Origin of the sequence: Streptococcus oralis (genome assembly GCF_003942875.1) — a bacterium.
Taxonomy (GTDB): domain Bacteria; phylum Bacillota; class Bacilli; order Lactobacillales; family Streptococcaceae; genus Streptococcus; species Streptococcus oralis_BX.
The window spans coordinates 74,290-98,695 of the sequence record NZ_RMVK01000001.1 but is presented as its reverse complement, the minus strand read 5'-3'; the positions used below and the strand labels follow the sequence as shown (position 1 = coordinate 98,695).

31 protein-coding genes, 1 tRNA gene, 1 pseudogene and 1 other annotated feature are annotated in these 24,406 nt (G+C 39.8%); of the genes and pseudogenes, 24 read left to right on the top strand and 9 right to left on the bottom strand.

What is annotated here, in order from left to right:
- The first annotated feature begins 209 nt into the window (after window positions 1-209).
- Window positions 210-1,544 (top strand): Nramp family divalent metal transporter, encoded by a 1,335-nt coding sequence (locus D8844_RS00535; RefSeq protein WP_049506023.1) that lies wholly within the window; start codon window positions 210-212, stop codon window positions 1,542-1,544.
- Between the two features lie 115 nt (window positions 1,545-1,659).
- Here D8844_RS00535 and D8844_RS00530 read toward each other — a convergent pair whose 3' ends face one another.
- The 3 genes from D8844_RS00530 to D8844_RS00520 form a co-directional block, all read right to left on the bottom strand.
- A complete protein-coding gene (locus D8844_RS00530; RefSeq protein ID WP_000710762.1) occupies window positions 1,660-1,902 on the bottom strand; it encodes a type B 50S ribosomal protein L31 in 243 nt (80 codons plus the stop codon).
- A gap of 163 nt (window positions 1,903-2,065) precedes the next feature.
- On the bottom strand, window positions 2,066-2,929 hold the full coding sequence (locus D8844_RS00525; RefSeq protein ID WP_125421043.1) for a DUF5336 domain-containing protein: 864 nt from the start codon (window positions 2,927-2,929) through the stop codon (window positions 2,066-2,068).
- A gap of 107 nt (window positions 2,930-3,036) precedes the next feature.
- Window positions 3,037-3,981, bottom strand: a complete 945-nt coding sequence (locus tag D8844_RS00520) for a DHH family phosphoesterase (protein ID WP_125421040.1) — start codon at window positions 3,979-3,981, stop codon at window positions 3,037-3,039.
- Between the two features lie 103 nt (window positions 3,982-4,084).
- Between D8844_RS00520 and D8844_RS00515 the strand changes: the two genes are divergently transcribed.
- From D8844_RS00515 to D8844_RS00475, 9 genes are all read left to right on the top strand, one after another.
- Entirely contained in the window at window positions 4,085-4,528 is a 444-nt protein-coding gene (locus tag D8844_RS00515) for a flavodoxin (protein WP_001162125.1), read from the top strand.
- Between the two features lie 115 nt (window positions 4,529-4,643).
- Window positions 4,644-4,910 carry a chorismate mutase gene (locus D8844_RS00510; protein ID WP_000362352.1) on the top strand — a complete coding sequence of 89 codons (267 nt, stop codon included), beginning with the start codon at window positions 4,644-4,646 and terminating at the stop codon, window positions 4,908-4,910.
- Complete coding sequence (gene crcB, locus D8844_RS00505; protein WP_125421037.1) at window positions 4,907-5,281, top strand: fluoride efflux transporter CrcB; 375 nt, start codon at window positions 4,907-4,909, stop codon at window positions 5,279-5,281. The genes D8844_RS00510 and crcB (D8844_RS00505) overlap by 4 nt, the downstream gene beginning before the upstream one ends.
- Window positions 5,275-5,604, top strand: a complete 330-nt coding sequence (gene crcB / locus D8844_RS00500) for a fluoride efflux transporter CrcB (RefSeq protein ID WP_125421034.1) — start codon at window positions 5,275-5,277, stop codon at window positions 5,602-5,604. The genes crcB (D8844_RS00505) and crcB (D8844_RS00500) overlap by 7 nt, the downstream gene beginning before the upstream one ends.
- Window positions 5,605-5,722: 118 nt before the next feature.
- Entirely contained in the window at window positions 5,723-6,070 is a 348-nt protein-coding gene (gene rplS / locus D8844_RS00495; protein WP_001068669.1) for a 50S ribosomal protein L19, read from the top strand.
- A gap of 41 nt (window positions 6,071-6,111) precedes the next feature.
- Window positions 6,112-6,183 (top strand) — tRNA-Arg (locus tag D8844_RS00490).
- 676 nt (window positions 6,184-6,859) lie between these two features.
- Window positions 6,860-7,624, top strand: a complete 765-nt coding sequence (locus D8844_RS00485; RefSeq protein ID WP_125421031.1) for a hypothetical protein — start codon at window positions 6,860-6,862, stop codon at window positions 7,622-7,624.
- A 23-nt stretch (window positions 7,625-7,647) separates the two neighbouring features.
- Window positions 7,648-8,217, top strand: coding sequence for a hypothetical protein (locus D8844_RS00480; RefSeq protein ID WP_125421028.1), 570 nt, complete (start codon window positions 7,648-7,650; stop codon window positions 8,215-8,217).
- On the top strand, window positions 8,195-8,650 hold the full coding sequence (locus tag D8844_RS00475) for a hypothetical protein (protein ID WP_125421025.1): 456 nt from the start codon (window positions 8,195-8,197) through the stop codon (window positions 8,648-8,650). The genes D8844_RS00480 and D8844_RS00475 overlap by 23 nt, the downstream gene beginning before the upstream one ends.
- A 279-nt stretch (window positions 8,651-8,929) precedes the next feature.
- Here the strand turns inward: D8844_RS00475 and D8844_RS00470 are convergent, their stop codons facing one another.
- Genes D8844_RS00470 through D8844_RS00460 form a run of 3 tightly spaced genes read right to left on the bottom strand, consistent with a single transcriptional unit; the run spans window position 8,930 to window position 12,094 of the window.
- A complete protein-coding gene (locus tag D8844_RS00470; protein ID WP_125421022.1) occupies window positions 8,930-9,928 on the bottom strand; it encodes an SAP domain-containing protein in 999 nt (332 codons plus the stop codon).
- Window positions 9,929-9,970: 42 nt separating this feature from the next.
- Window positions 9,971-10,777, bottom strand: a complete 807-nt coding sequence (gene yidA / locus D8844_RS00465) for a sugar-phosphatase (protein WP_000023482.1) — start codon at window positions 10,775-10,777, stop codon at window positions 9,971-9,973.
- 9 nt (window positions 10,778-10,786) lie between these two features.
- The gene (locus D8844_RS00460; protein WP_001003526.1) at window positions 10,787-12,094 is read right to left on the bottom strand and encodes an HD domain-containing protein; all 1,308 of its coding nucleotides are present in this window, start codon (window positions 12,092-12,094) and stop codon (window positions 10,787-10,789) included.
- A gap of 71 nt (window positions 12,095-12,165) precedes the next feature.
- On the opposite strand from D8844_RS00460, the gene D8844_RS00455 reads away from it, so the two are divergent.
- The gene (locus D8844_RS00455) at window positions 12,166-12,543 is read left to right on the top strand and encodes a YwiB family protein (protein WP_002879912.1); all 378 of its coding nucleotides are present in this window, start codon (window positions 12,166-12,168) and stop codon (window positions 12,541-12,543) included.
- 24 nt (window positions 12,544-12,567) lie between these two features.
- Here the strand turns inward: D8844_RS00455 and D8844_RS00450 are convergent, their stop codons facing one another.
- Window positions 12,568-13,650: a DEAD/DEAH box helicase gene (locus D8844_RS00450; protein ID WP_125421019.1), complete on the bottom strand. Its 1,083-nt coding sequence runs from the start codon at window positions 13,648-13,650 to the stop codon at window positions 12,568-12,570.
- Entirely contained in the window at window positions 13,647-14,624 is a 978-nt protein-coding gene (locus tag D8844_RS00445) for a Gfo/Idh/MocA family protein (protein WP_125421016.1), read from the bottom strand. Before D8844_RS00445 ends, D8844_RS00450 begins: the two co-directional genes overlap by 4 nt.
- A 155-nt stretch (window positions 14,625-14,779) precedes the next feature.
- On the opposite strand from D8844_RS00445, the gene D8844_RS00440 reads away from it, so the two are divergent.
- From D8844_RS00440 to rpmA, 4 genes are all read left to right on the top strand, one after another.
- Entirely contained in the window at window positions 14,780-15,466 is a 687-nt protein-coding gene (locus tag D8844_RS00440; RefSeq protein ID WP_125421013.1) for a YoaK family protein, read from the top strand.
- Between the two features lie 64 nt (window positions 15,467-15,530).
- Window positions 15,531-15,618 (top strand) — a sequence feature (ribosomal protein L21 leader region).
- Between the two features lie 34 nt (window positions 15,619-15,652).
- Window positions 15,653-15,967, top strand: a complete 315-nt coding sequence (gene rplU, locus D8844_RS00435; protein ID WP_000109141.1) for a 50S ribosomal protein L21 — start codon at window positions 15,653-15,655, stop codon at window positions 15,965-15,967.
- A gap of 15 nt (window positions 15,968-15,982) precedes the next feature.
- Window positions 15,983-16,327: a ribosomal-processing cysteine protease Prp gene (locus D8844_RS00430; protein WP_000613697.1), complete on the top strand. Its 345-nt coding sequence runs from the start codon at window positions 15,983-15,985 to the stop codon at window positions 16,325-16,327.
- 16 nt (window positions 16,328-16,343) lie between these two features.
- Entirely contained in the window at window positions 16,344-16,637 is a 294-nt protein-coding gene (rpmA, locus tag D8844_RS00425; RefSeq protein ID WP_000916509.1) for a 50S ribosomal protein L27, read from the top strand.
- A 165-nt stretch (window positions 16,638-16,802) separates the two neighbouring features.
- Here rpmA and D8844_RS10450 read toward each other — a convergent pair.
- A pseudogene (locus D8844_RS10450) lies at window positions 16,803-16,874 on the bottom strand (AraC family transcriptional regulator); the annotation flags it as partial.
- Between D8844_RS10450 and D8844_RS00420 the strand changes: the two are divergent.
- The 9 genes from D8844_RS00420 to yabA all read left to right on the top strand — a co-directional run bounded on the left by D8844_RS00420 (window position 16,867) and on the right by yabA (window position 24,406).
- Entirely contained in the window at window positions 16,867-17,775 is a 909-nt protein-coding gene (locus tag D8844_RS00420; protein WP_001025717.1) for a LysR family transcriptional regulator, read from the top strand. The pseudogene D8844_RS10450 and the gene D8844_RS00420 overlap by 8 nt on opposite strands.
- Window positions 17,772-18,239: a signal peptidase II gene (gene lspA / locus D8844_RS00415; protein ID WP_125421010.1), complete on the top strand. Its 468-nt coding sequence runs from the start codon at window positions 17,772-17,774 to the stop codon at window positions 18,237-18,239. The genes D8844_RS00420 and lspA overlap by 4 nt, the downstream gene beginning before the upstream one ends.
- Window positions 18,223-19,122, top strand: coding sequence for an RluA family pseudouridine synthase (locus D8844_RS00410; RefSeq protein ID WP_125421007.1), 900 nt, complete (start codon window positions 18,223-18,225; stop codon window positions 19,120-19,122). The genes lspA and D8844_RS00410 overlap by 17 nt, the downstream gene beginning before the upstream one ends.
- 101 nt (window positions 19,123-19,223) lie before the next feature.
- Window positions 19,224-20,333 (top strand): glutamate 5-kinase, encoded by a 1,110-nt coding sequence (proB, locus tag D8844_RS00405; RefSeq protein ID WP_221765882.1) that lies wholly within the window; start codon window positions 19,224-19,226, stop codon window positions 20,331-20,333.
- 9 nt (window positions 20,334-20,342) lie between these two features.
- Complete coding sequence (locus tag D8844_RS00400; protein ID WP_125421001.1) at window positions 20,343-21,605, top strand: glutamate-5-semialdehyde dehydrogenase; 1,263 nt, start codon at window positions 20,343-20,345, stop codon at window positions 21,603-21,605.
- A 3-nt stretch (window positions 21,606-21,608) separates the two neighbouring features.
- A complete protein-coding gene (proC, locus tag D8844_RS00395; protein WP_125420998.1) occupies window positions 21,609-22,406 on the top strand; it encodes a pyrroline-5-carboxylate reductase in 798 nt (265 codons plus the stop codon).
- A gap of 120 nt (window positions 22,407-22,526) precedes the next feature.
- Entirely contained in the window at window positions 22,527-23,165 is a 639-nt protein-coding gene (gene tmk / locus D8844_RS00390) for a dTMP kinase (RefSeq protein ID WP_125420995.1), read from the top strand.
- Entirely contained in the window at window positions 23,162-24,052 is an 891-nt protein-coding gene (locus tag D8844_RS00385) for a DNA polymerase III subunit delta' (RefSeq protein ID WP_125420992.1), read from the top strand. Before tmk ends, D8844_RS00385 begins: the two co-directional genes overlap by 4 nt.
- A 36-nt stretch (window positions 24,053-24,088) precedes the next feature.
- A complete protein-coding gene (yabA, locus tag D8844_RS00380; RefSeq protein WP_000358229.1) occupies window positions 24,089-24,406 on the top strand; it encodes a DNA replication initiation control protein YabA in 318 nt (105 codons plus the stop codon).

Genomic DNA, 24,406 nt, shown 5'->3' with positions numbered 1-24,406 from the left:
GAATTTTCACAGTTTTAAAGCCAGCGTCAGAAAACGCTGGCTTTTACAATACTGATATTGTTTATTTCAACTATCATTTGTTTTCTTAGGAATCATTCTAAAATGTGATATAATAAGGAAGAATTGGAAATAGGAAACTATTTTCATTATATTTTCAAAAACTCCATTAAGAAAATAGGTAAAGACAGATTAGAAAGTGTAAAATTCCGATGTCTTCTTACAAAAAAGTCTCTCTTTCTGAGATCAACCAATCTATTGAAACTCCGAATAACAATCATTTTTGGCAAAATCTAAAAGCTTTTTTAGGACCTGGAGCCCTTGTAGCAGTTGGTTATATGGATCCTGGAAACTGGATTACCAGTGTGGTTGGTGGTGCTTCCTACAAATATAGTCTCTTATTTGTTATTTTGATTTCCTCCATCATTGCCATGCAACTACAACAAATGGCTGGAAAGCTCGGTATCGTGACTAGGATGGACCTAGCACAGGCAACAGCTCATCATGCTCCCAAGTGGCTTCGCTATAGTTTGTGGCTGATTTTAGAATTAGCTTTAATGGCAACAGACTTAGCCGAGGTTCTAGGTTCAGCGATTGCCTTAAATCTTTTATTTAAAATACCGATTATGGTCGCTATCCTCTTAACCGTTTTAGATGTATTTCTTTTGTTGTTGTTGATGAAATTTGGCTTCAAAAAAATTGAAGCCATTGTTACGACTCTTATTTTAACCATATTAGCCATCTTTACCTATCTGGTGGTCTTATCCAGTCCAAGTATTCAGGGTATCTTTGGTGGTTATTTACCGACTCCTACATTATTTGAAACACCATTACCAGGTCATGAAAGCCAATTGACTTTGGCTCTAGGGATTGTAGGTGCGACAGTCATGCCCCATAATCTCTATCTCCATTCCTCCCTATCCCAAACAAGGAAAATCAATCACAAAGATAAGAAGGATGTTCGAAAAGCCGTGCGTTTTATGACCTGGGATTCAAATATTCAGCTGTCTCTAGCCTTTATTGTCAATTCCTTGCTTCTCATTTTAGGGGCATCTCTCTTTTTTGGTCATGCATCTGAAATTTCAGCTTTTTCTCAAATGTACAATGCTTTACAGGATTCGACAATAGCAGGAGCGATAGCCAGCTCAACTCTGTCAACTTTATTTGCCCTAGCCCTCTTAGCAAGTGGACAAAATTCGACCATTACAGGTACTTTAACAGGACAGATTGTCATGGAAGGTTTCTTGCATCTGAAATTGCCTCAGTGGATTATTCGTATCGCTACCCGTATTTTTGCCTTGCTACCTGTGATTATAGTCGCCGTTTTGTTTGGACATCAAGAAAAAACCTTGGATCAGTTATTGGTCTATTCACAGGTCTTTCTGTCAATCGCTCTTCCGTTTTCAATCTTCCCTTTAATCTATCTGACCTCTAAGAAGTCACTGATGGGAGAATTCACCAATGCCAAGTGGAACACCATCCTAGGTTACGCAGTTTCAATCATCTTGACCATTCTCAATATCAAGCTTCTTTTCGATATTTTTTAACCTCGTTTGACATCAATTATAGTGTCAGCGTGAAGCTTGACAAATAGAAAGTAGTAGGGGTTGGTTCATAAAAAGAAGTACAAAAAAAGAACAGTGGTAACTGTTCTTTTTTTGATTATTTGAGACCGTATTTTTTGTTGAAACGATCCACGCGTCCATCTGCTTGAGTGAACTTTTGACGTCCAGTGTAGAATGGGTGTGAGTCTGATGAAATTTCCACACGGATCAATGGGTAAGTTTCGCCTTCGAACTCAACAGTTTCGTTAGAGCGTTTTGTTGAACCGCTAAGGAATTTGTAACCAGTAGTTGTGTCCATGAAGACAACTGGGCGATATTCTGGATGGATATCTTTTTTCATTTTGCAATATTTCCTTTCTGCCATGGTCTCTTTGCGAGCCATAGATTGTTACCATACTAGTCTATCAGATTCTGATAAGTTTGGCAAGTCTTTTCCCTGATTTTATTAAAAATCTTGATAAAAAATCACTCCAGTGTTTACTGGAGTGAGGGTAGAAGAATGATTAGTTCTCTTGATTTGGAGCTTTTTCTTCTTGTTGATTTTTTACTTCGGTTTCTTTTACTGGTTCTGTTTTTTCTGCCGCTGATTCAGCTTCTTTTTCAGATTCAGTAGTTTCTGTTTCTGTTGATTCTGTTACAGTTTCAGCTTCAGCCTCTGTTTCTGTTGGTTCGGCTACTGGCTCAGCTTCTGTTTTTGTTTCAGATTCTGTAGTTTCTTCTTTTACTGGTTCTGCATTTTCTTCTGTTGATTCAGCTTCCACATTAGCTGGTTCCTTAGCTTCTTCTTTTTGCTCGGTTTCCTCTTTAGCTGTCTCTGTTTTTTCAGCAGTAGTTTCTTCTTTTTTACGTTCTTGAGATTCTTTTTTGATTTCTTCGACCGCAGTTTTAACGGTAGAGCTTGTTACACGTCCGACAGTTTGAGCAAAATCTTTACCAGACTCAGCTAATTCAGTAAATGACTCTTTTGTAATTTTACCACCTGACATTGCCAAGAGACCAGTTACAACTAGTGCAATGCTAGCAAGAATAGCCAAAATCAAACCAAAGCCGATTGAAATGCCATATCCACCAAAGTTAGACATGTACTTATTTACATTAAAGAGACTATTTAGTGTGACGAGAGTTGCAATTGCACCCGCAACAATGACACCAATTGAGAACCCTTTAGGCATTGCTTTATTCATATTATTCAAGCAAGCAAGAACAATAGACACAATAGCCGCGATAATGACAAACCAACCATCACCTTGGTAACCATTCACGCTATAGGACCCAAAAGAACCTGCATTTAAACTAGCCCATGGCAAGAGTGAACCAAGAATGGCTACTCCAGCAGAAATGAGAATATACAAACGATTTTTTTCCATTATTAAGTCTCCTTTTATTCAGTTTGATTTATTATACCATAAACTGAGGTACAAAGAAACCGTATATTTTAAGAATCTAGCATATAAAAGGCCAAGAAAATTCTTTCTTAGCCTTGGTGAATCTGTAGAACCTCTTTCAGCTCTTGGTATATTTGTTCGTTTTCTTCTAGACTATAGGAATTGGCACCACTGGCTAATGGATGCCCTCCCCCGTCGTGTCGTTTGGCTATCTCATTGATAGGGGTGATTTTGCTGCGCATTCGAACACGGAAGTGACCATCAGCTTGCTCAACAAAGATAGCCCAAGCCTTAACAGTATCAATTCGACCTGGTGCCCCAACAATCGCTGCTGTTTCAGCATCCGTAACCTTATATTTTTCCAAGATGTCTTGAGTAAGCAGAACGCGTGCAGCCCCATTCTCATCAACTTCTAAGTGATCATAAACATACCCTTGCAATTTTGCAATCTTGAAGCTCATGGTATCCATTTGACGAGACAGTCCAGCAAAGTCAAAATCAATTTCTCGGAGCTGGCCAGCTATTCTAAAGGTACGGGCACTAGTTGAAGGGTAGAGAAAACGCCCTGTGTCCCCGACAATTCCTGCATAGAGAAGTCGTGCAGCTTCACTAGACAAAGCTAGCTGATTTTCTTGAGCAAATAATGCAATCATCTCACTGGCACTGCTTGAACTTGTATCCACCCAAGATAGGTCACCATAAATATCATCATTGGGATGGTGATCGATTTTGATGGTGAAAGCAGCTTGTTCGTAGCGTTTATCATCGATACGAGGACGATTCGCTGTATCACAAATAATAGCAAGAGCTCCTTGGTAGTCACTGTCTTGGACAGTATCCATTTCCGCCATCCAGATTAGAGTTGGTTCGTTAAAACCAACTGCTTTGATGGTCTTTTCAGGAAAATGGTGATTGAGCAAGGCTTTCAAGCCTACCTGACTTCCCAAGGCATCAGGGTCTGGTTTCATATGACGATGAATGATAATGGTATCGTATTCTTTAATTTTCTCTAAAATTTGCTGGCAAATTTCCATAAATAACCTCAATTCTTTCTCATTTCATTGTAGCACAAGAATTTTTATTTTTAAAATGAAAAAGATATGATATAATGGAGAAAGATAAATTGAGGAGGACGATATGGCATTAGCAAAAATTGTATTTGCCAGTATGACCGGTAATACCGAAGAAATTGCAGATATTGTAGCAGATAAATTGCGAGATTTGGGCTTGGATGTCGATGTTGATGAATGTACGACTGTTGACGCTTCAGACTTCTTGGAAGCGGATATCGCAATCGTTGCGACTTACACTTACGGAGATGGAGAATTGCCAGATGAGATGATGGACTTCTACGAAGACCTAGCTGATCTCAACTTGAATGGCAAAATCTACGGAGTGGTCGGTTCAGGAGATACCTTCTACGACGAATTCTGTAAGGCTGTTGATGACTTTGATCGTGTATTTGTAGCGACAGGAGCTGAAAAAGGTTCAGAGTGCGTTAAAGTAGACCTTTCTGCCGAAGAAGAAGACATCGAACGCTTGGAACAATTCGCAGAAGAATTGGCTGCAAAAGTAGGATAAGAAACAAACTGCACTGACTGGAAGGAGTCAGTGCAGTTTTTAGTAGTTAAACTAGATTTTACTAGCCTATTTGCTGGCTTTTTGATACAATAATTCAAATAAAGGAGGAGACACTATGGATTTAGCTAGTATTCGGCAAGAAATTGATCAAATCGACGACCAAATCGTCAAGCTCCTAGAAGAACGGATGCATTTGGTTGAGGGAGTAGTTGCCTATAAGAAAGCCTCAGGAAAACCTATTTTAGATAGCAAGCGAGAAGAAGTCATTTTTGAAAGGGTAAGAAGTCGTGTAACCAATAAGAATTATCAAGAAACCATTGTTGCGACTTTTTCAGATATTCTCAAACGTTCGCGTGACTATCAGGATCAAAACATCAAATGAAAAAAGAACAATTCTATCCGCTATGGATTTTTTTAGCTGCTATGTTGGGTGGACTTGTCCGCTATTTTCTATCTAGTCAGTTGCCAGCCAGTCCTGACTTTCCTTGGGGAACCCTCCTTGTCAACTATCTGGGAATATTCTGCCTGATCTATCTGGTAAAAGGCTATCTGGCCCATAAGGGAACTAGTAAAGGCTTGGTTTTGGCGCTGGGGACAGGATTTTGTGGTGGCCTGACAACCTTTTCTAGCCTAATGCTTGATGCAGTAAAACTGCTTGATACCGGGCGTTATCTTAGCTTAGGCATCTACTTATTTTTGAGCATTGGTGGAGGTCTACTCTTGGCTTATGTTCTAGGGAGGAAGAAATGGTAATCGTTTATCTTGCAATCGCCTGCGGGCTTGGAGCCCTGGTGCGTTATTTCTTTTCCCGCTATAATCAAGCTTCTAAATTGCCATTGGGAACTCTCATAGCCAATCTTCTAGGATGTTTTTTGATCGGCCTACTCTACAATCATGTGGAATCCAAGGAAATCTATGCCATCCTAGCGACAGGTTTTTGTGGAGGGTTGACGACCTTTTCAACCTTGAATGACGAGCTGCAAAGACTGTTAAGTGACAAGAAGTTATTTTATAGCTATTTCCTCTTAACTTACATAGGCGGGTTTCTAGCGATTTTTTTAGGAATTCTGCTATAAATTTCTTTACTTTTAGGTGGAAATTTGGTAAACTGTATCTTGTGTGTAATGGACGCACAAAAATACAGTTTATCCGCTGAGGAAGGTTCCTCAAGATTGACAAAGATAGGAGAATAAAATGAATCCATTAATCCAAAGCTTGACTGAAGGTCAACTTCGTACAGATATCCCATCATTCCGTCCTGGTGACACTGTTCGTGTACACGCGAAAGTTGTCGAAGGAAACCGTGAACGTATCCAGATTTTTGAAGGTGTTGTTATCGCACGTAAAGGTGCTGGCATCTCAGAAAACTACACAGTTCGTAAAATCTCTAACGGTGTAGGTGTTGAGCGTATCTTCCCAATCCACACTCCACGTGTTGAAAAGATCGAAGTTGTTCGTTACGGTAAAGTACGTCGTGCGAAATTGTACTACTTGCGTGCTCTTCAAGGTAAAGCAGCTCGTATCAAAGAAATCCGTCGTTAATTCGACTAAAAACTCTGCTCACCCAGCAGGGTTTTTCTCTAGCTCCCTTAGTTCAATGGATATAACAACTCCCTCCTAAGGAGTAGTTGCAGGTTCGATTCCTGCAGGGGGCATTTTTAGTAATGTAAAGAAAGACAAAGAAAATTCAAAATGTTTGTTTATAGGCAATCATCACAAGTTAGCTTTTTAAAATAGTTTAGTATTTTTGGAATTTTTGACCAAAGTGTGACCAAAATTTGACCAATAATATTTTTACTTTATGAATATAGAACAAAGTAGATCAGGAAAGGAACTTTGATATCTATCAGTTTAAAAATAAGGACTTCCTTTATTAGAATGTCCTTATTTTTATTATGGAATTTACATATGATGATAAGGTTCAGAAATATGAACTCTGAAAGCAAGTACAAAAATTCAAACAGATTTTAAAAAGATTTCGTGTGGATGTTTCTGGACTAAGATACATAACAAGATGAATTGATTGTTATGGAATAGAGAGCGTTAAAATGGGAAGAATCGTTACTATCCCCCTGAATTAAAACAAGTAATAATTAACAAAAGCATATAATAACAAATGTATTACCCCCCAATTGTCAAGTCAAGTTCAGCAGGACTATCATAAAAATTGAAATAATAACTAATATTTGGTAGAATAGTATAGTGTGGTATAATATAGTTTATAGTTTTAATTAGAAATGACTATATCTAAAATTGATTACCCATTTTAAGAAATATATGGGGATGATTAAACACATTATTATTTTTGAATAATTTTAGAGTAAAGAGAAAATGCAAGAATTTTATGATAAATATTGTAAAAAAAGAGAGAACCAAGATGAATTATATTTCTTTAATGGCTATCAAGGAGAAGTTGAATTAAACAAGAGTAACATAGACTTGCAAAAAGAATCTGAAGTTCTTCTTGTAAGATATGCTAGTCCAAAATCAAATTTTGACAGGTTGCGATATAAAAATTTTAACTATGATGAAGATACTCAAAAGGATGATACATATTCATTTGAATCGGAACTTGCAGAATTAGAAAAAGATTCACAACGATTTGTTCCAGATTTGAATAAAAATAAGGAGGTGTATTTCCTTCCAACAAATCTAGAATCAATAGTAAAACAAATAATTAATGGTAATAAAAGAAAAGTACCTGATATTCTAATTCCTTTAATTCCAAAGGATATTCAGGGAGAATTTGATTTTATATTTACTCCTACGCCATTAGAAATTGTTACTCATGAAAATATTGGTCAATTTGCTACCTCATTTATTAAATTAGAAGACCCTTCGAGTGTTCGCGAAGTAAAAGAAAAAATGGATTATATAAAACACAATATAAATGATAAGTTTGTTGATGGAATAGACGATTATTTTGTTGGTGATTTAGATCAAGGCTTCGGAATGATGGAACGTGATTTTAAAAAAAAATATACTACACCGAGTACGTTTCACTATAATTTCGTATTGAGAAACAATGATAAGGATAGTATGGTGAATTTACTAAAATCATTGAGTGAAGAATTTAGACCATTTCCGTTTGAATAAAAAACGAGTGGAGGAAAAATAATATGATAAATCGAGATATAAATAATTTTGATAAAATTATGAATATTGTAGAGCAAAATGATATAAAAATGCCTTTACTAGCAATAAATGAACCGATCTTTGGTATTGTATCGCACTTGGATAAGATTTACACGATTTATGTCATGCAAGATAGGACTTTGTTGAAAAATGATCATTTGGTAGATATAAAAGAAATTTTAATTACTGAACCTAACCTTACTAATCTATACAAAGTAATAGATGGTGAAATTTCAATTCATAATTTCTTTTTGAAATCTAATAATTACAGCATTGGAAAAATTGCTAATAAAATTTTTCCAAAAGTGGAAATTAATGATTTTTCGAAAATTTCAAATAAAATTCCTTCAATTGATTTACATTTAAATTTGAATGATGATTGTACGCAATATTATAAAAATAACATTAAAAGTCGTTGTAAACGTTTAAAAGAATACAATAACTTTAATAATAGTCTCACTTTTACGATTAATAAAAATGTGGAAGTGAAGAAACAGATAGAAGCTCTAGATATACATTGGGAACTTAAAGATGAAATATATAGTAATAGATAATGGTTGTAAAATTAATACATTAGAGTATAATACATTTGAGCTAGACGAGTATAAATCTGGTGAGACAATTTCAGAGAGCCAAGAAGTTAATCTTTCTATAAAAATAGGTTTTAGTAAGGAGAATATATTAAAAAGAGTTCTATTATTAGATGTTTTAGTAGAAGGTAAACACGAAGCTATCTTATTACGTAATCTTCATTTAGATTTATTTTACGAATTTGAGTATAAAGAAGGTTATAATGAATCTGTTTTGGATAGTTTAGATATGTATATGATAAAACATTTTTTAGTAGAAACTGATAAAATTGTTGAGAATATAACTTCATTAGATCAATTAACACCTTTTTCTTTAAAAGGTGCAATAAAAGATGTTACAGAGAAAGTACCAGTGAATCTTTCTGTAACGGTGGAACAAGTTGGTCATTATAAATAATTTTTTAAGTCTAACATATTATTTTAAAGCTAGCTTAGAGTCAAAACCACTTTATACAGTATAATAAAAAATTACTTTAATAAAATTTTGGCTATTTGTAAGCTGCAGGGGGCATTAATTAGACATCACATAGGCTGCGTAAAAGGTCTTTAAATTCAAAAAACGCATAATATAGGGGATTTATCTCCATAATATTATGCGTTTTATTATTGAAAAATTTGGGTAATCTTCTGATAAAATTGAGACTGTATCAAGTATATAAATGTTTGTATAATCAATTTATTCAAAATCGTCAAGTTCTAAGTTATTTAAAGAACTATAACATTCATATTTCTTTAAGTAGTTATTAATTTCTTCAGCAGTGGAACATAGTAAATTAAATCTTAAATAGTCAATATCTTCCTTAGATAAAAAATGATTTGCATTCAAAATTGAGAAGAGAAATAATGCCTCATCAAAGGCAAAATCATAATCGTCATCAGATATTGATTCTATTAATGTTTGAATATGTTTTAGTGAGTAGTCAGATATCAAATCGGGATAATATACTGGATAATCAGTGGCTGAAAAATTGTTTTCTAATCCTGAAATAGTAATTATCAAAGATTCTATGTAATATATTAAAGAATGTTTAATATTACCTTCTTGTTCCAAATGTCTTCCCTGAGCATTTCGTGTGTTAGATAAGCATCCAAAATCTCCTGATATAGTATTCCTATGAGCTTGTTTATTTAAGAGACTCCATTTTACATCACCAAAACTTGCTCTAAAAGAGATATTGTTTTTTTCTTTACAATAATCTTCCATAGTTATGTCTTTATCATAGTATGCTTTGATATAGTCATTATATTCGATAATAAGATTTTGTGCTTCTTTTGTTAGTTTAAATTCGAACGGAATATCTAATTTTTCAACGTTAACATTATTAATTATTCTTGTAATTAATTCTGCTTTTTTTCCAGAAGTAGGTAAATTATGTTTAGATAATATAGTTTTTAATTCTACTACTTTAAGATATGATAAAGTCTTATTTTTAGTGAAGTATCCTAATTTGTATAATTGATTGTGTGTAGATTCAGGGTCAATTTGAAGAGAGTATTTAAAATATCTTGGGAAATTATAATTTCTCCCTGTTTTTTGAGTCCAATCTATGAGTATGAGTTGCCCAGGAGTAAGGCCACACTCTAATTTGTTTAGGTAAAAATTGTTACAATCAGAATTTGTATCTCTAGTATGATTATTTTGTTTTAAATTAAATAGTTTGCTAAAAAAATTCATTGGATTTTATTGCTAATCAATTCTTATTGAAAAATGATAGTTTTACAGTACCCACGTACGGATAGCATGGGCGACGCCGGATTCGTCGTTTGTTTTGGTGATGTATTTGGCGATTTTTTTGAGTTCTGGATTTCCATTTTCCATGACAACGGGGTTGCCAACGACTTCCAGCATGGCGCGGTCATTCTCTTCGTCACCGATCGCCATGGTTTCATCTTTGGTCAATCCGAGTTTTTCAGCTAGATGGGTAATAGCTGAACCCTTGTCTATATTCTTTTTAAGGAGTTCGAGGTAGAAAGGAGCAGATTTGTTGATGGAGTAGCGCTCGTAAAATTCTGCTGGTATCTTTTCAATCGCAGCATCGAGAATTTCCGGTTCATCGATAAACATACACTTGACGATTTCCTTGTCAGCCATTTCTTCAGGGGTGCGGTAGAAGATGGGCATGCTGACGAGGGTTGATTCGTGCACCGTGTACTTTCCGATATTGCGATTGGCAGTATAGATACCGTCCTTGGTAATAGCGTGCATGTGGACACCGAGCTTGCGACTGAGAAATTCCATATCCAGATAATCCTCATAGGTCAAGGATTCGCTGATAATCTCATGGGCAGTAGCAGTTTCTTGAACAAGGGCACCATTGAAGGTTACGACATAGTCACCCTCGTCTCTCAATTGCAAGTCGTCCAGAAGTTTGGCAACACCTGCGATAGGACGACCCGTTGCAATTACGACTTTGACACCAGCTTCTTTGGCATCTTGGATGGCAGAAAAGACTTCCGGAGTGATTTCCTTTTTACTGTTAACCAGGGTACCATCGATATCGACGGCGATTAGTTTAATACTCATAAATTTCCTCTATTCGTTCTTATTTGGGGTAAAATGATCGTTCTCAATCAAGTGTAAAAATTGCTGGGTAACGCTTGCGAAGATGCTGTTTTGGTCCAACATTTCTTTTGGAAAATAGAAACGATTGTCTCCGTGGCGGCTGCCAGCAAGAGATTGGACGATAGGAGACAGGCTAGAGAGTTCTGCCAGTTCACCATTTTTCTGTAGAATCTCAATCTGTGTCCGTGGATTTTCAGATTCGGGACGATAGATATCATAAGGGAGGTCAAAGTTCTTATGAATAGCAGTATAGTAGTCTGGATCAAAGCCGATTTCTTCAACCAGCTGTCTCATGGTTGCGAGTTGGTCTTGGTCTTTTTCTGAAAAAGTAATGGATTTAAAGACCTTGCGGTTGACAAAACGTTGTGACAAGTCGGCTAGTATCTTGTCAGGACTGGTCATCCAGAGTTGGAAGTAGGTATTCATCACGCCGTCATCAAGTGCCAGATAGTCAGATAGAGTAACTTTCTTTTCAAAAAAAGGTAGCAAATGTGGAGAAGTGCGTGCAAAGAAGTCCTTGTCTTCAGGATAGAGTTCCTTGGCGCGTTTGAGGAGATTTTGTAGGAGAACCTCCATGGCCCGTGTTGCTGGGTGGAAATAAACCTGCATATACATCTGGTAGCGACTGAGAACATAGTCTTCGATGGCGTGCATGCCATTGCGCTGAAAGGCGATACCATTTTCGACTGGACGAATGACTCGAAGGATGCGAGTCAGGTCAAATTCCCCATAAGATGCTCCTGTAAAATAGGAGTCGCGCAAGAGATAGTCCATGCGGTCTGCATCAATCTGACTAGAAATGAGCTGTACGACCTGTTTGTTAGGGTAGGTATGGTCAATGACACTGGCTACCTTTTCCGGAAAATCGGGCGCTACTTGTAGCAGGACTTGGTGAATCTCTGTCTCAGGACTTTGGATGATTTCCTGGGTAATGGCCTCATGATCTGTATCAAAGAGATTTTCAAAAGTATGAGAGTAGGCACCATGCCCGAGGTCATGAAGGAGTGCAGCGGTCATAGTCAAGAGAGACTCAGCAGGGTCCCATTCTTCAGGATATTTTTCTTCAAAAATCTCTGTGATGCGTCGTGCAATCTCATAGACCCCCAAACAGTGGGAAAAGCGACTGTGCTCCCCACCATGGAAAGTATAGCTGGAAGTCCCTAGTTGTTTGATACGGCGAAGACGTTGAAATTCTTTTGTATTGATCAAGTCATAGATGACCTGATTGTTTACATGGATGTAGTTGTGAACTGGGTCACGGAATACTTTTTCATTCATATGACCATTATAGCAAAATCCTGCTCTTTTTGGTAAAATAGTAGGACAAGAGACAAGAAAGAGGATTTGATGTGAAGATTCGGATGCGAAATACGATTCAGTTTGATGAACAGTTGGAAGTGATTGACCAGCTTTATGACGTGGAAGTGTGTGAAAAAGGGGATTATAGCTATCTGCTTTTTTATAATGAGGAAAAAGAAAAAGTGGTTCTCAAGTTTCATGGTCAAGAACTGGTGATGACCCGTTTTTCCAATCCGAAGACTATTATGAGATTTCTAAAGGATAGTGATAGTTTAGCCTATATTCCGACTCCAATGGGGATGCAGGAATTTATCATTCAAACGAATCGTTATCAACTGGATGGGCAAAAGATTGAACTCGCCTATCAACTGCAAAACCAAGAGGGACACCCCTTTGCCAGCTATCAATTAGAAATTACTTGGGGATAAGAAAAAGGTTGGCGAATGCCAACCTTATTTGATATAGAGTTCTTGATTTTTTAGGACAATTTCACGAACACTTGCGAATTTCTTGAGTTTTTTCAGTTCTTCAGGATGGGTTACGAGAGTGATAACATAGCCCTCTTTGCCCATGCGACCTGTACGGCCAGCACGGTGGGTATAGGTTTCCATATCTCTAGGGACGTCGAAGTTTACGACACATTCTAGACTATCGATATCAATTCCACGTGCCAAAAGGTCAGTTGCAAGGAGCAGGGTTAGCTGTTTGTTCTTAAATTTTTCTAATATGACTTTTCGAAATTTAACATTGACATCACTAGCGAGGGAGACAGCCAAGACATCACGATACTGTAATTTTTCTTCTGCACTTCCAAGATCTGATAGGCTATTAAAGAAAACTAGTCCGCGGAAATCCTCAACATGAGCCAGCTTTCGTAGCATGTCTACTCGGTGACGTTGGTCTACCTGCATGTAGAAGTGTTGGATGTTGTCCAGTTTTTGATCTGAGAGATCAATGGTGCGCGTGTTTGGTGCAATCTTCTCTTGGTCAAACTTGGTCGTCGCACTCATGTAGACGAGTTGGTGGTCACGAGGTGCGTAGTGAGTGATTTTCTCGACAAAGTGAATCTGAGAATCATCGAGCAATTGGTCAAATTCATCCAGGATGATGGTTTCCACATTCATCATCTTGATTTTTTTCAATTTAATCAACTCAAAGATACGGCCAGGTGTACCAATCAGAATTTCTGGTCCTTTTTTAAGACGTTCAATCTGGCGTTTTTGACTGGAACCTGATAAGAAGAGCTGAGCAGTCAAACCGATGGCTTCTGCCCACGTTTTACACACGTCAAAAATCTGTCCAGCTAGTTCTGTATTTGGTGCTAGAATCAAGAGCTGTTGGGCTTTTTTCTTTTGTAGTCTGAGAAGGCTTGGTAGGAGGTAAGCGAGGGTCTTACCAGTTCCTGTTGGGCTTACTCCCAGGAGGTTTTCTCCAGCAAGAAGGGGCTCAAATAGTTGAGTTTGAATGGGGGTGAAGTCTTGGAAACCGAGTTGGTCGCTCAGTTCTTGCCATTCAGTAGGTAGTTTGGTTTTCATTTTTCTGCCTCAAATCTAATGCCAGCAGTCTGGCGCATGGTATAGAGTAAATCATGAACAGAGCCTGCATCATCCAGCCAGTTCTGGTAAAGCGTCTGGTCTGGTTGCTGAATCATCTGTGCGAATGCAGCGACTTCCTCAGTCATCGTATGAGGAACCTGTTGGATAGGAAGCTGAACTTGATTTCCTTGGTGGTTAGTAAAAATAGCTGAGCGGACATGCTCAATCGTGTTGAGGGTCAAGGTTCCATCTGCTGTGTAAATCTCACAAGGAAGATTGGAAGTGATATTTTTCCCAGCTTTGATATGAACTTGAAAGTTAGGGTAGAAGAGGATACCGTCTCCATTTAGGTCAATGCTATTGTCAAGCTGTTGAGCTTGATAAATCGCGTCTTGAGCTTTTCCAAAGAGGCGAACGGCAGCGTAGAGAGGATAAATCCCCAAATCCATAAGGGCTCCACCAGCAAAACGGTCTGAAAAGACATTTGGCGTCTCCCCAGCCAACAAGTTCGGCATCTTGGAAGAATACTTGGCATAGTTGAAATCTGCTCCCCAAATTTGCTTGTCTGCCAAAAAATTCTTGATAGTGGTAAAGGCTTCCTCGTGGTAATTACGAGCTGCCTCAAAGATAAAACAGTGATTTTTCTCAGCTGTCTGTCTCAAATTCAGCCATTCTTGTGGCTGAGTGACAGCTGGCTTTTCAAGAATGACGTGCTTGCCAGCAGACAAGGCAGTCTTTGCTTGAACAAAATGCAAGGAGTTTGGACTGGCGATATAGACTACATCAAAGGAAGACTTAAAGAAGTCTTCTAATTGATCAAAGAGTTGGATATTTTCATAGCGAGAAGCAAAGGTTGCGGCAGTTTCTAGTTTTCTAGAGTAGACAGCAACCAACTGGTATTGGCCACTGGCATGGGCTGTCTCTATGAAATGATGGCTGATAGCGCTTGTTCCGATGACACCTAGTTTAAGCATAGATACTCCTTTTCCGACTTCAAATCCTTCCTTCATTATATCATAGAAAAGAATGACTATCCAACAGATGGTAAAAAATTTCAAATGGACTACGCATTTCTTGGAGAAAGTGGTACAATATTTAGATAAGTAGATGAAATGAGAAGGGGGAGGAAATGAGATTATTACCAATAAGAAAAATATCACGTCAGTCTAAGAGACTAGCGCTTTTTTTGACTTTTTGCGCAGGGTATGTCGATGCTTATACCTTTATCGTGCGAGGGAACACCCTTGTCGCTGGACAGACTGGGAATGTCGTTTTTCTTTCTGTAGGACTCATTCAACAAAATGTATCGGATGCCAGTGCTAAAGTAATGACCTTGCTTTTCTTTATGATGGGTGTCTTTTTTCTGACATTGTATAAGGAAAAACTACGAATTGTTAAAAAGCCGATTTTGTCCTTGATTCCACTTGCAGTCTTATCCATAATCATTGGCTTTGTTCCCTTGTCAGTTGACAATATCTACCTCGTTCCACCGTTGGCCTTCTGTATGGGCTTGGTGACAACAGCCTTTGGAGAAGTGTCGGGGATTGCCTATAATAATGCCTTTATGACAGGGAATATTAAACGAACCATGTTGGCTTTTGGAGATTATTTCCGGACCAAGCATACGCCTTTCCTACGAGAGGGCTTGATTTTTGTTAGCTTGCTTAGCAGTTTTGTCTTCGGAGTTGTTTTTTCAGCTTATTTGACGATTTATTATCAGGAGAAGACAATTCTAGGTGTTCCTCTTATGATGAGTATCTTTTACTTCAGTATGCTTTTTGCTTCTTGGAGAAAAAAAGGGAAAGAAAAAGCTTAAATTTGATTGATTTCGCTTGTAAGAAAAAAGAAGATATGCTATACTTGAAGAGTTGACTATGCACAATCCTGTGCAACCGCACGAACATCGTTGCTCACATAGTGAGTATAAAGTGGTTCGTCCCACGATGCTAGGCGAGTCTTCACAAAAATACGGGGAAACCCTAAAAATCATAGGAGGTGCATAATGAGCACATACGCAATTATCAAAACTGGCGGAAAACAAGTTAAAGTTGAAGTTGGTCAAGCAGTTTACGTTGAAAAATTGAACGTTGAAGCTGGTCAAGAAGTTACTTTTAACGAAGTTGTTCTTGTTGGTGGTGAAAACACTGTTGTCGGAACTCCACTTGTTGCTGGAGCTACTGTAGTTGGAACTGTTGAAAAACAAGGAAAACAAAAGAAAGTTGTTACTTATAAGTACAAACCTAAAAAAGGTAGCCACCGTAAACAAGGTCACCGTCAACCATATACAAAAGTTGTCATCAACGCGATCAACGCTTAATTTTAAGGAGAACACATGATACAAGCAGTCTTTGAGAGAGCCGAAGATGGCGAGCTGAGGAGTGCGGAAATTACTGGACACGCCGAAAGTGGCGAATACGGCTTAGATGTCGTGTGTGCATCGGTTTCTACGCTTGCCATTAACTTTATCAATTCCATTGAGAAATTTGCAGGCTATGAACCAATCTTAGAATTAAACGAAGATGAAGGTGGCTATCTAAAGGTTGAAATACCAGCGGATCTTCCTTCACACCAGAGAGAAATGACCCAGTTATTCTTCGAATCATTTTTCTTAGGTATGGCAAACTTATCGGAGAACTCTTCTGAGTTCGTCCAAACCAGAGTTATCACAGAAAACTAACACGGAGGAAAACATTATGTTAAAAATGACTCTTAACAACTTGCAACTTTTCGCCCACAAAAAAGGTGGAGGTTCTACATCAAACGGACGTGATTCACAAGCGAAACGTCTTGGAGCTAAAGCAGCTGACGGACAAACTGTAACAGGTGGATCAATCCTTTATCGTCAACGTGGTACACACATCTATCCAGGTGTAAACGTTGGACGTGGTGGAGACGATACTTTATTCGCTAAAGTTGAAGGCGTAGTACGCTTTGAACGTAAAGGACGCGATAAAAAGCAGGTTTCTGTTTACCCAATCGCTAAATAAAAAGGTCCCGTGAACCTTTTTATCCCGAGCCTTGAAATGAAAAGGCGAGGAAGCTACAAGTAGCATAAAATAAGGCTTTCCGAGTTTTCGGAGAGCCTATTTTTTTGTTTTGATACCCATAATTCTTTGTTACTAGTGTAGATGAATTTTGTGAGCGACATTATTTTTCCTAGGTGGAAAACTTCTAAAATATGGTATAATGAACAGATAGAGAAGTTGGGGGTAAAAGATGAACATTCAACAATTACGCTATGTTGTGGCCATTGCCAATAGTGGTACTTTCCGTGAAGCTGCTGAAAAGATGTATGTTAGTCAGCCGAGTCTGTCTATTTCTGTTCGCGATTTGGAAAAAGAGCTTGGTTTTAAGATTTTCCGTCGGACGAGTTCGGGAACGTTTTTGACCCGTCGTGGTATGGAATTTTATGAGAAAGCGCAAGAATTGGTCAAAGGCTTCGATGTTTTTCAAAATCAGTATGCCAATCCTGAGGAAGAAAAGGATGAATTTTCCATTGCCAGTCAGCACTATGACTTCTTGCCACCAACGATTACGGCCTTTTCAGAGCGTTATCCTGATTATAAGAACTTTCGTATTTTTGAGTCTACTACAGTTCAAATCTTAGACGAAGTAGCTCAAGGACATAGTGAGATTGGGATTATCTACCTCAACAACCAAAATAAAAAGGGCATCATGCAACGGGTTGAAAAGCTTGGTTTAGAAGTTATTGAACTAATTCCTTTCCAGACTCACATTTATCTTCGTGAAGGGCATCCTTTAGCACAGAAAGAGGAATTGGTCATGGAGGACCTAGCGGATCTGCCAACGGTTCGGTTTACTCAGGAAAAGGATGAGTACCTTTACTATTCAGAAAACTTTGTCGACACCAGCGCGAGCTCCCAGATGTTCAATGTGACCGATCGCGCTACTTTGAATGGTATTTTGGAGCGGACGGATGCCTATGCGACAGGATCTGGATTTTTAGATAGTGACAGTGTCAATGGCATCACAGTCATTCGTCTCAAGGATAATCTAGATAACCGCATGGTATACGTCAAACGTGAGGAAGTGGAGCTTAGCCAAGCTGGAACTCTTTTCGTAGAAGTCATGCAAGAATATTTTGATCAAAAGAGGAAATCATGAAAAAAAGAGGAATAGTAGCTATCATTGTACTGCTTTTGATTGGGCTGGATCAGTGGGTTAAAGCCTATGTTGTCCAGCAGATTCCACTGGGTGAAGTGCGTTCATGGATCCCCAATCTCGTTAGCTTGACCTACCTGCAAAATAGAGGGGCAGCCTTCTCCATGCTGCAAGACCAGCAGTGGTTATTTGCTGTTATTACACTGGTCGTCATGGCAGGTGCCATTTGGTATCTACATAAACACATGGAGGATTCTCTCTGGCTAGTTTTCGGACTGACTTTGATCATCGCGGGAGGTCTGGGCAACTTTATCGACAGAATGAGTCAAGGTTTTGTGGTGGATATGTTTCACCTAGACTTTATCAACTTTGCGATTTTCAATGTTGCTGACAGCTATTTGACAGTTGGTGTGATTGTTTTATTGATTGCAATGCTTAAAGAGGAAGTAAATGGAAATAAAAATTGAAACTGGTGGGAAACGTCTAGACAAGGCTCTGTCGGACCTGACAGAATTATCACGCAGTCTCGCGAATGAACAAATCAAGGCTGGACAAGTTTTGGTGAATGGGCAAGCCAAGAAAGCCAAATACACTGTCCAAGAGGGGGATATCGTCACCTACCATGTGCCAGAACCAGAGGTTTTAGAGTATGTGGCTGAGAATCTGCCACTCGAGATCATCTACCAAGATGAGGATGTAGCCGTTGTTAACAAACCTCAAGGGATGGTTGTTCATCCAAGTGCTGGTCATACTAGTGGAACCTTGGTCAATGCCCTCATGTACCATATCAAAGACTTGTCAGGTATCAATGGGGTTCTCCGACCGGGTATCGTTCACCGCATTGACAAGGACACATCTGGTCTCCTCATGATTGCTAAGAATGATGAGGCCCACTTGGCACTCGCTCAAGAACTCAAGGATAAAAAGTCTCTCCGTAAATACTGGGCGATTGTTCATGGCAATCTTCCCAATGATCGTGGTGTCATTGAAGCACCGATTGGACGAAGCGAAAAAGACCGTAAAAAACAGGCAGTGACTGCTAAAGGGAAGCCAGCAGTGACTCGTTTTCACGTCTTAGAACGCTTTGGAGATTATAGTTTGCTAGAGTTGCAACTGGAAACAGGACGTACCCACCAAATCCGTGTTCATATGGCTTATATTGGCCATCCAGTCGCTGGTGATGAAGTCTATGGTCCTCGTAAGACTTTGAAAGGACATGGACAGTTTCTCCATGCTAAGACTCTAGGTTTTACCCATCCGAGAACAGGTGAAACCTTGGAGTTCACAGCAGATATTCCAGAGATTTTTAAAGAAACGCTGGAAAGATTGCGTAAAACTGAGAATAGATAAAAGAGTTGAGATGCCTTGTCTCAACCTTTTTTATTTCAAGTCTTTTCTATTTTAAAGTATTCATGTTATAATGGATAAATATGAAGAATCGGAGTGAGAATATGAAGTACAAACGAATCGTCTTTAAGGTGGGGACCTCCTCCTTAACAAATGAAGACGGGAGTTTATCAAGGAGTAAAGTAAAGGCAATTACCCAGCAATTGGCTATGCTGCATGAGGCTGGACATGAGTTGATTTTAGTGTCATCTGGGGCAGTTGCCGCTGGATTTGGAGCTTTGGGTTTTAAAAAACGTCCGACCAAGATTGCAGATAAACAAGCTTCGGCTGCAGTTGGTCAGGGACTTTTGCTGGAGGAATACACAACCAACCTCCTCATGCGCCAGATCGTTTCTGCACAAATCTTGCTGACACAGGATGATTTTGTAGATAAACGTCGTTATAAGAACGCCCATCAGGCCTTGTCTGTATTGCTTCATCGTGGTGCAATTCCCATCATCAATGAAAATGACAGTGTCGTTATTGATGAGCTCAAGGTTGGGGACAATGACACTCTAAGTGCCCAGGTAGCGGCTATGGTCCAAGCGGACCTTTTAGTTCTCTTGACTGATGTGGACGGTCTCTATACTGGAAATCCCAACTCAGATCCAACAGCCAAACGTTTGGAGAAAATCGAGACTATCAATCGTGAGATTATTGATATGGCTGGTGGAGCAGGTTCGTCTAATGGTACTGGGGGTATGCTGACAAAAATCAAAGCTGCAACTATTGCGACGGAGTCAGGAGTGCCAGTCTATATTTGCTCCTCTATGAAATCAGATGCCTTGATTGAGGCAGCGGAGGAGACTAAGGATGGATCCTACTTTGTTGCGCAAGAGAAGGGACTTCGTACCCAGAAACAATGGCTGGCCTTCTATGCTCAAAGTCAGGGAACGATTTGGGTAGATGGTGGAGCTGCAGAGGCACTTTCAAAAAACGGGAAAAGTCTCCTTTTATCAGGCGTGGTAGAAGTGGAAGGAAATTTCTCTTACCACGATATTGTCACAGTAGCAGATAAAGAAACAGGTCAATCTCTTGGAAAGGGACGTGTCCAATTTGGTGTCTCAGCCCTAGAAGATATGCTCCGTTCTCAAAAAGCTAAGGGAGTCTTGATTCACCGTGATGACTGGATTTCCATCACTCCTGAAATCCAGCTGCTCTTTACAGAATTTTAGAGGTGAACGATGGTAAGTACACAAGAACAATTTGAACAGGTACAGGCTGTTAAGAAATCAATCAATACTGCTAGTGAAGCAGTGAAAAACCAAGCCTTGCTAGCCATGGCTGATCAATTATTGGCAGCTACTGAGGAGATTTTAGCGGCCAATGCCCTCGATATGGCAGCGGCCAAGGGGAAAATCTCAGATGTTATGCTAGACCGTCTTTATTTGGATGAGGGACGTATAGAAGCGATGGCAAGAGGGATTCGTGAAGTGGTTGCTTTACCAGATCCTATTGGTGAAGTCCTAGAAACAAGTCAGCTTGAAAATGGCTTGGTTATTACTAAGAAGCGTGTAGCCATGGGGGTTATTGGGATTATCTATGAAAGCCGTCCAAATGTGACGTCTGACGCGGCTGCTTTGGCTCTTAAAAGTGGCAATGCGGTCGTTCTTCGTAGTGGTAAGGACGCCTACCAAACTGCTCATGCTATTGTCACAGCCTTGAAGAAGGGTTTGGAGACAACTGCCATTCATCCAAATGTGATTCAACTGGTGGAAGACACCAGCCGAGAAAGTAGCTATGCTATGATGAAGGCCAAGGGCTATCTAGACCTCCTCATTCCTCGTGGAGGAGCTGGCTTGATCAATGCCGTGGTTGAAAATGCTATCGTACCTGTTATCGAGACAGGAACTGGAATTGCCCATGTCTATGTGGACAAGGATGCCGATGAAGACAAGGCTCTGTCTATCATCAACAATGCTAAAACCAGTCGTCCTTCTGTCTGCAATGCTATGGAGGTTTTGCTGGTTCATGAAGACAAGGCAGCGGATTTCCTTCCTCGCTTGGAGAAAGTGCTAGTTGCAGATCGAAAAGAAGCTGGACTGGAACCAATTCAATTCCGCTTGGATGAGAAAGCAAGTCAGTTTCTTTCAGGTCGATTAGCTGAGGCACAAGACTTTGACACCGAGTTTTTAGACTATGTCCTAGCTATTAAGGTTGTGAGCAGTCTAGAAGAAGCGGTTGCGCATATCGAAGCCCACAGTACCCATCATTCGGATGCCATTGTGACGGAAAATGCTGAAGCTGCAGCCTACTTTACAGATCAAGTAGATTCAGCAGCAGTTTATGTTAATGCCTCAACTCGTTTCACCGATGGTGGCCAATTTGGTCTGGGTTGTGAAATGGGGATTTCTACTCAAAAACTGCACGCGCGTGGTCCAATGGGTTTAAAAGAATTGACTAGCTACAAGTATGTGGTTACTGGTGACGGACAGATAAGGGAGTAAGAGATGAAGATCGGATTTATCGGTTTGGGGAATATGGGAGCTAGTTTGGCCAAGGCTGTTTTGCAGACCAAGGCGGGTGCTCAGATTCTCCTTGCCAATCGTAGTCAAGCAAAAGTAGATGCTTTCATTGCCAACTTTGGTGGTCAGGCTTCCAGCAATGACGAAATCTTCGCAGAAGCAGATGTGATTTTTCTAGGAGTTAAGCCTGCTCAGTTCTCAGACTTGCTTTCTCAATACCAGACCATCCTTGAAAAACGAGAGAGCCTTCTTTTGATTTCCATGGCGGCTGGATTGACCTTGGAAAAACTGGCTAGACTACTTCCAAGTCACCACCGAATTATTCGCATCATGCCCAATACTCCAGTGGCTATTGGTCAAGGGGTGATTAGTTATGCCATGTCAGCAAACTGTCTTGCTGAGGACGGTGAACTCTTTTGTCAGCTTTTATCCAATGCGGGTCTATTGGTTGAGCTTGGGGATGACTTAATTGACGCGGCGACAGGTCTTGCAGGTTGTGGACCAGCTTTTGTCTACCTCTTTATCGAGGCTTTGGCAGATGCGGGTGTTCAATCAGGATTGCCCCGAGAAAGGGCCTTGAAAATGGCAGCCCAAACAGTAGTCGGCGCTGGACAAATGGTCCTCGAAAGTCAGCAACATCCTGGAGTTTTGAAAGACCAAGTTTGCAGCCCAGGTGGTTCGACTATCGCTGGTGTAGCAAGTCTGGAAGAACATGCCTTTAGAGGCACAGTCATGGACGCAGTTCAGCAATCCTACAAACGAACACAAGAACTAGGTAAATAAGAGGTTGGATGACTACCAGCCTCTTTTATGGTCGATTGAATGGAGAAGACGCAAAAAGATTGTCACAAAAATCTATTTTTTTGATAGAATAGAAGATAGTAAAAAAGAAATGAGTTAGACATGTCAAAAGGATTTTTAGTCTCTTTTGAGGGACCAGAGGGAGCAGGAAAGACCAGTGTTTTAGAGGCTCTACTCCCAATTTTAGAGGAAAAAGGAGTAGAAGTGTTGACGACCCGTGAACCTGGCGGAGTCTTGATCGGGGAGAAGATTAGGGAAGTGATTTTGGATCCAAGTCATACGCAGATGGATCCTAAAACAGAGCTTCTTCTCTATATCGCCAGTCGCAGACAGCATTTGGTAGAAAAAGTTCTTCCAGCACTTGAAGCTGGCAAGTTGGTCATTATGGACCGCTTCATCGATAGTTCTGTTGCTTATCAGGGATTTGGCCGTGGCTTGGATATTGCTGCCATTGATTGGCTCAATCACTTTGCGACAGATGGCCTTAAACCCGATTTGACCCTCTATTTTGACATTGAGGTGGAAGAAGGACTGGCTCGCATTGCTGCTAATAGTGACCGCGAGGTCAATCGTTTGGACATGGAAGGTTTAGACTTGCACAAGAAAGTTCGTCAAGGTTACCTTTCTCTTCTGGACAAAGAAGGAAATCGCATTGTTAAGATTGATGCGAGTCTTCCTTTGGAGCAAGTTGTGGAAACGACCAAGGCTGTCTTGTTTGACAGAATGGGCTTGGATAAATGAAACAAGAACAACTAAAAGCTTGGCAGCCAAACCAGTTTGACCGTTTTGTCCGTATCCTAGAACAAGACCAGCTCAATCACGCCTATCTTTTTTCAGGTTTCTTTGGAAGCTTGGAAATGGCGCAGTTTTTGGCTAAGAGCCTCTTTTGTACGGATAAAGTAGGCGTTTTACCATGTGAGAAATGCCGAAACTGTAAGCTGATTGAACAGGAAGAATTTCCCGATGTTACCTTGATTAAGCCAGTCAATCAGATCATCAAGACAGAACGGATTCGAGAATTAGTGGGTCAGTTTTCCCAAGCAGGGATTGAAAGTCAGCAGCAGGTCTTTATTATTGAGCAGGCGGAGAAAATGCATCCCAACGCAGCTAACTCTCTGCTCAAGGTCATCGAAGAACCTCAGAGTGAAGTTTACATTTTCTTCTTAACTAGTGATGAGGAAAAGATGTTGCCGACTATCCGGAGTCGGACCCAGATTTTTCACTTTAAAAAGCAGGAAGAAAAACTCATCTTGCTCTTTGAACAAATGGGACTAGTCAAGAAAAAAGCGACTCTTTTAGCCCAGTTTTGTCAATCACGAGCTGAAGCAGAAAAACTGGCTAATCAGGGAAGTTTTTGGACCTTGGTGGATGAAAGTGAGCGCCTGCTGACTTGGTTATTGGCCAAGAAAAAAGAAAGTTATCTTCAGGTTGCTAAATTAGCCAGCTTGGCAGATGACAAGGAAAAACAGGATCAGGTCTTGAGAATCCTCGAAGTGCTCTGTGGACAGGACCTCTTGCAAGCAAGGATTCGACAGATTTTACAAGATTTGCTAGAAGCTAGAAAAATGTGGCAAGCCAATGTTAGCTTTCAGAATGCCATGGAATATCTGGTCTTGAAAGAAATATAAACTCAATGAAGGATAAAGAAAGGAAAGGGCTGGTTTATGGACAAAAAAGAATTATTTGATGCACTAGACGATTTTTCCCAACAGTTACTGGTGACCTTGGCCGATGTGGAAGCCATCAAGAAAAATCTCAAGAGTCTGGTAGAGGAAAATACAGCTCTTCGTTTGGAAAATAGTAAATTGCGCGAACGCTTAGGCGAGGTGGAAGCAGATACACCCGTTAAGGCCAAGCATGTTCGTGAAAGCGTCCGCCGAATCTATAAAGATGGGTTTCACGTATGTAATGATTTTTATGGACAACGTCGAGAGCAGGACGAGGAATGCATGTTCTGTGATGAGTTGTTATATAGGGAGTAA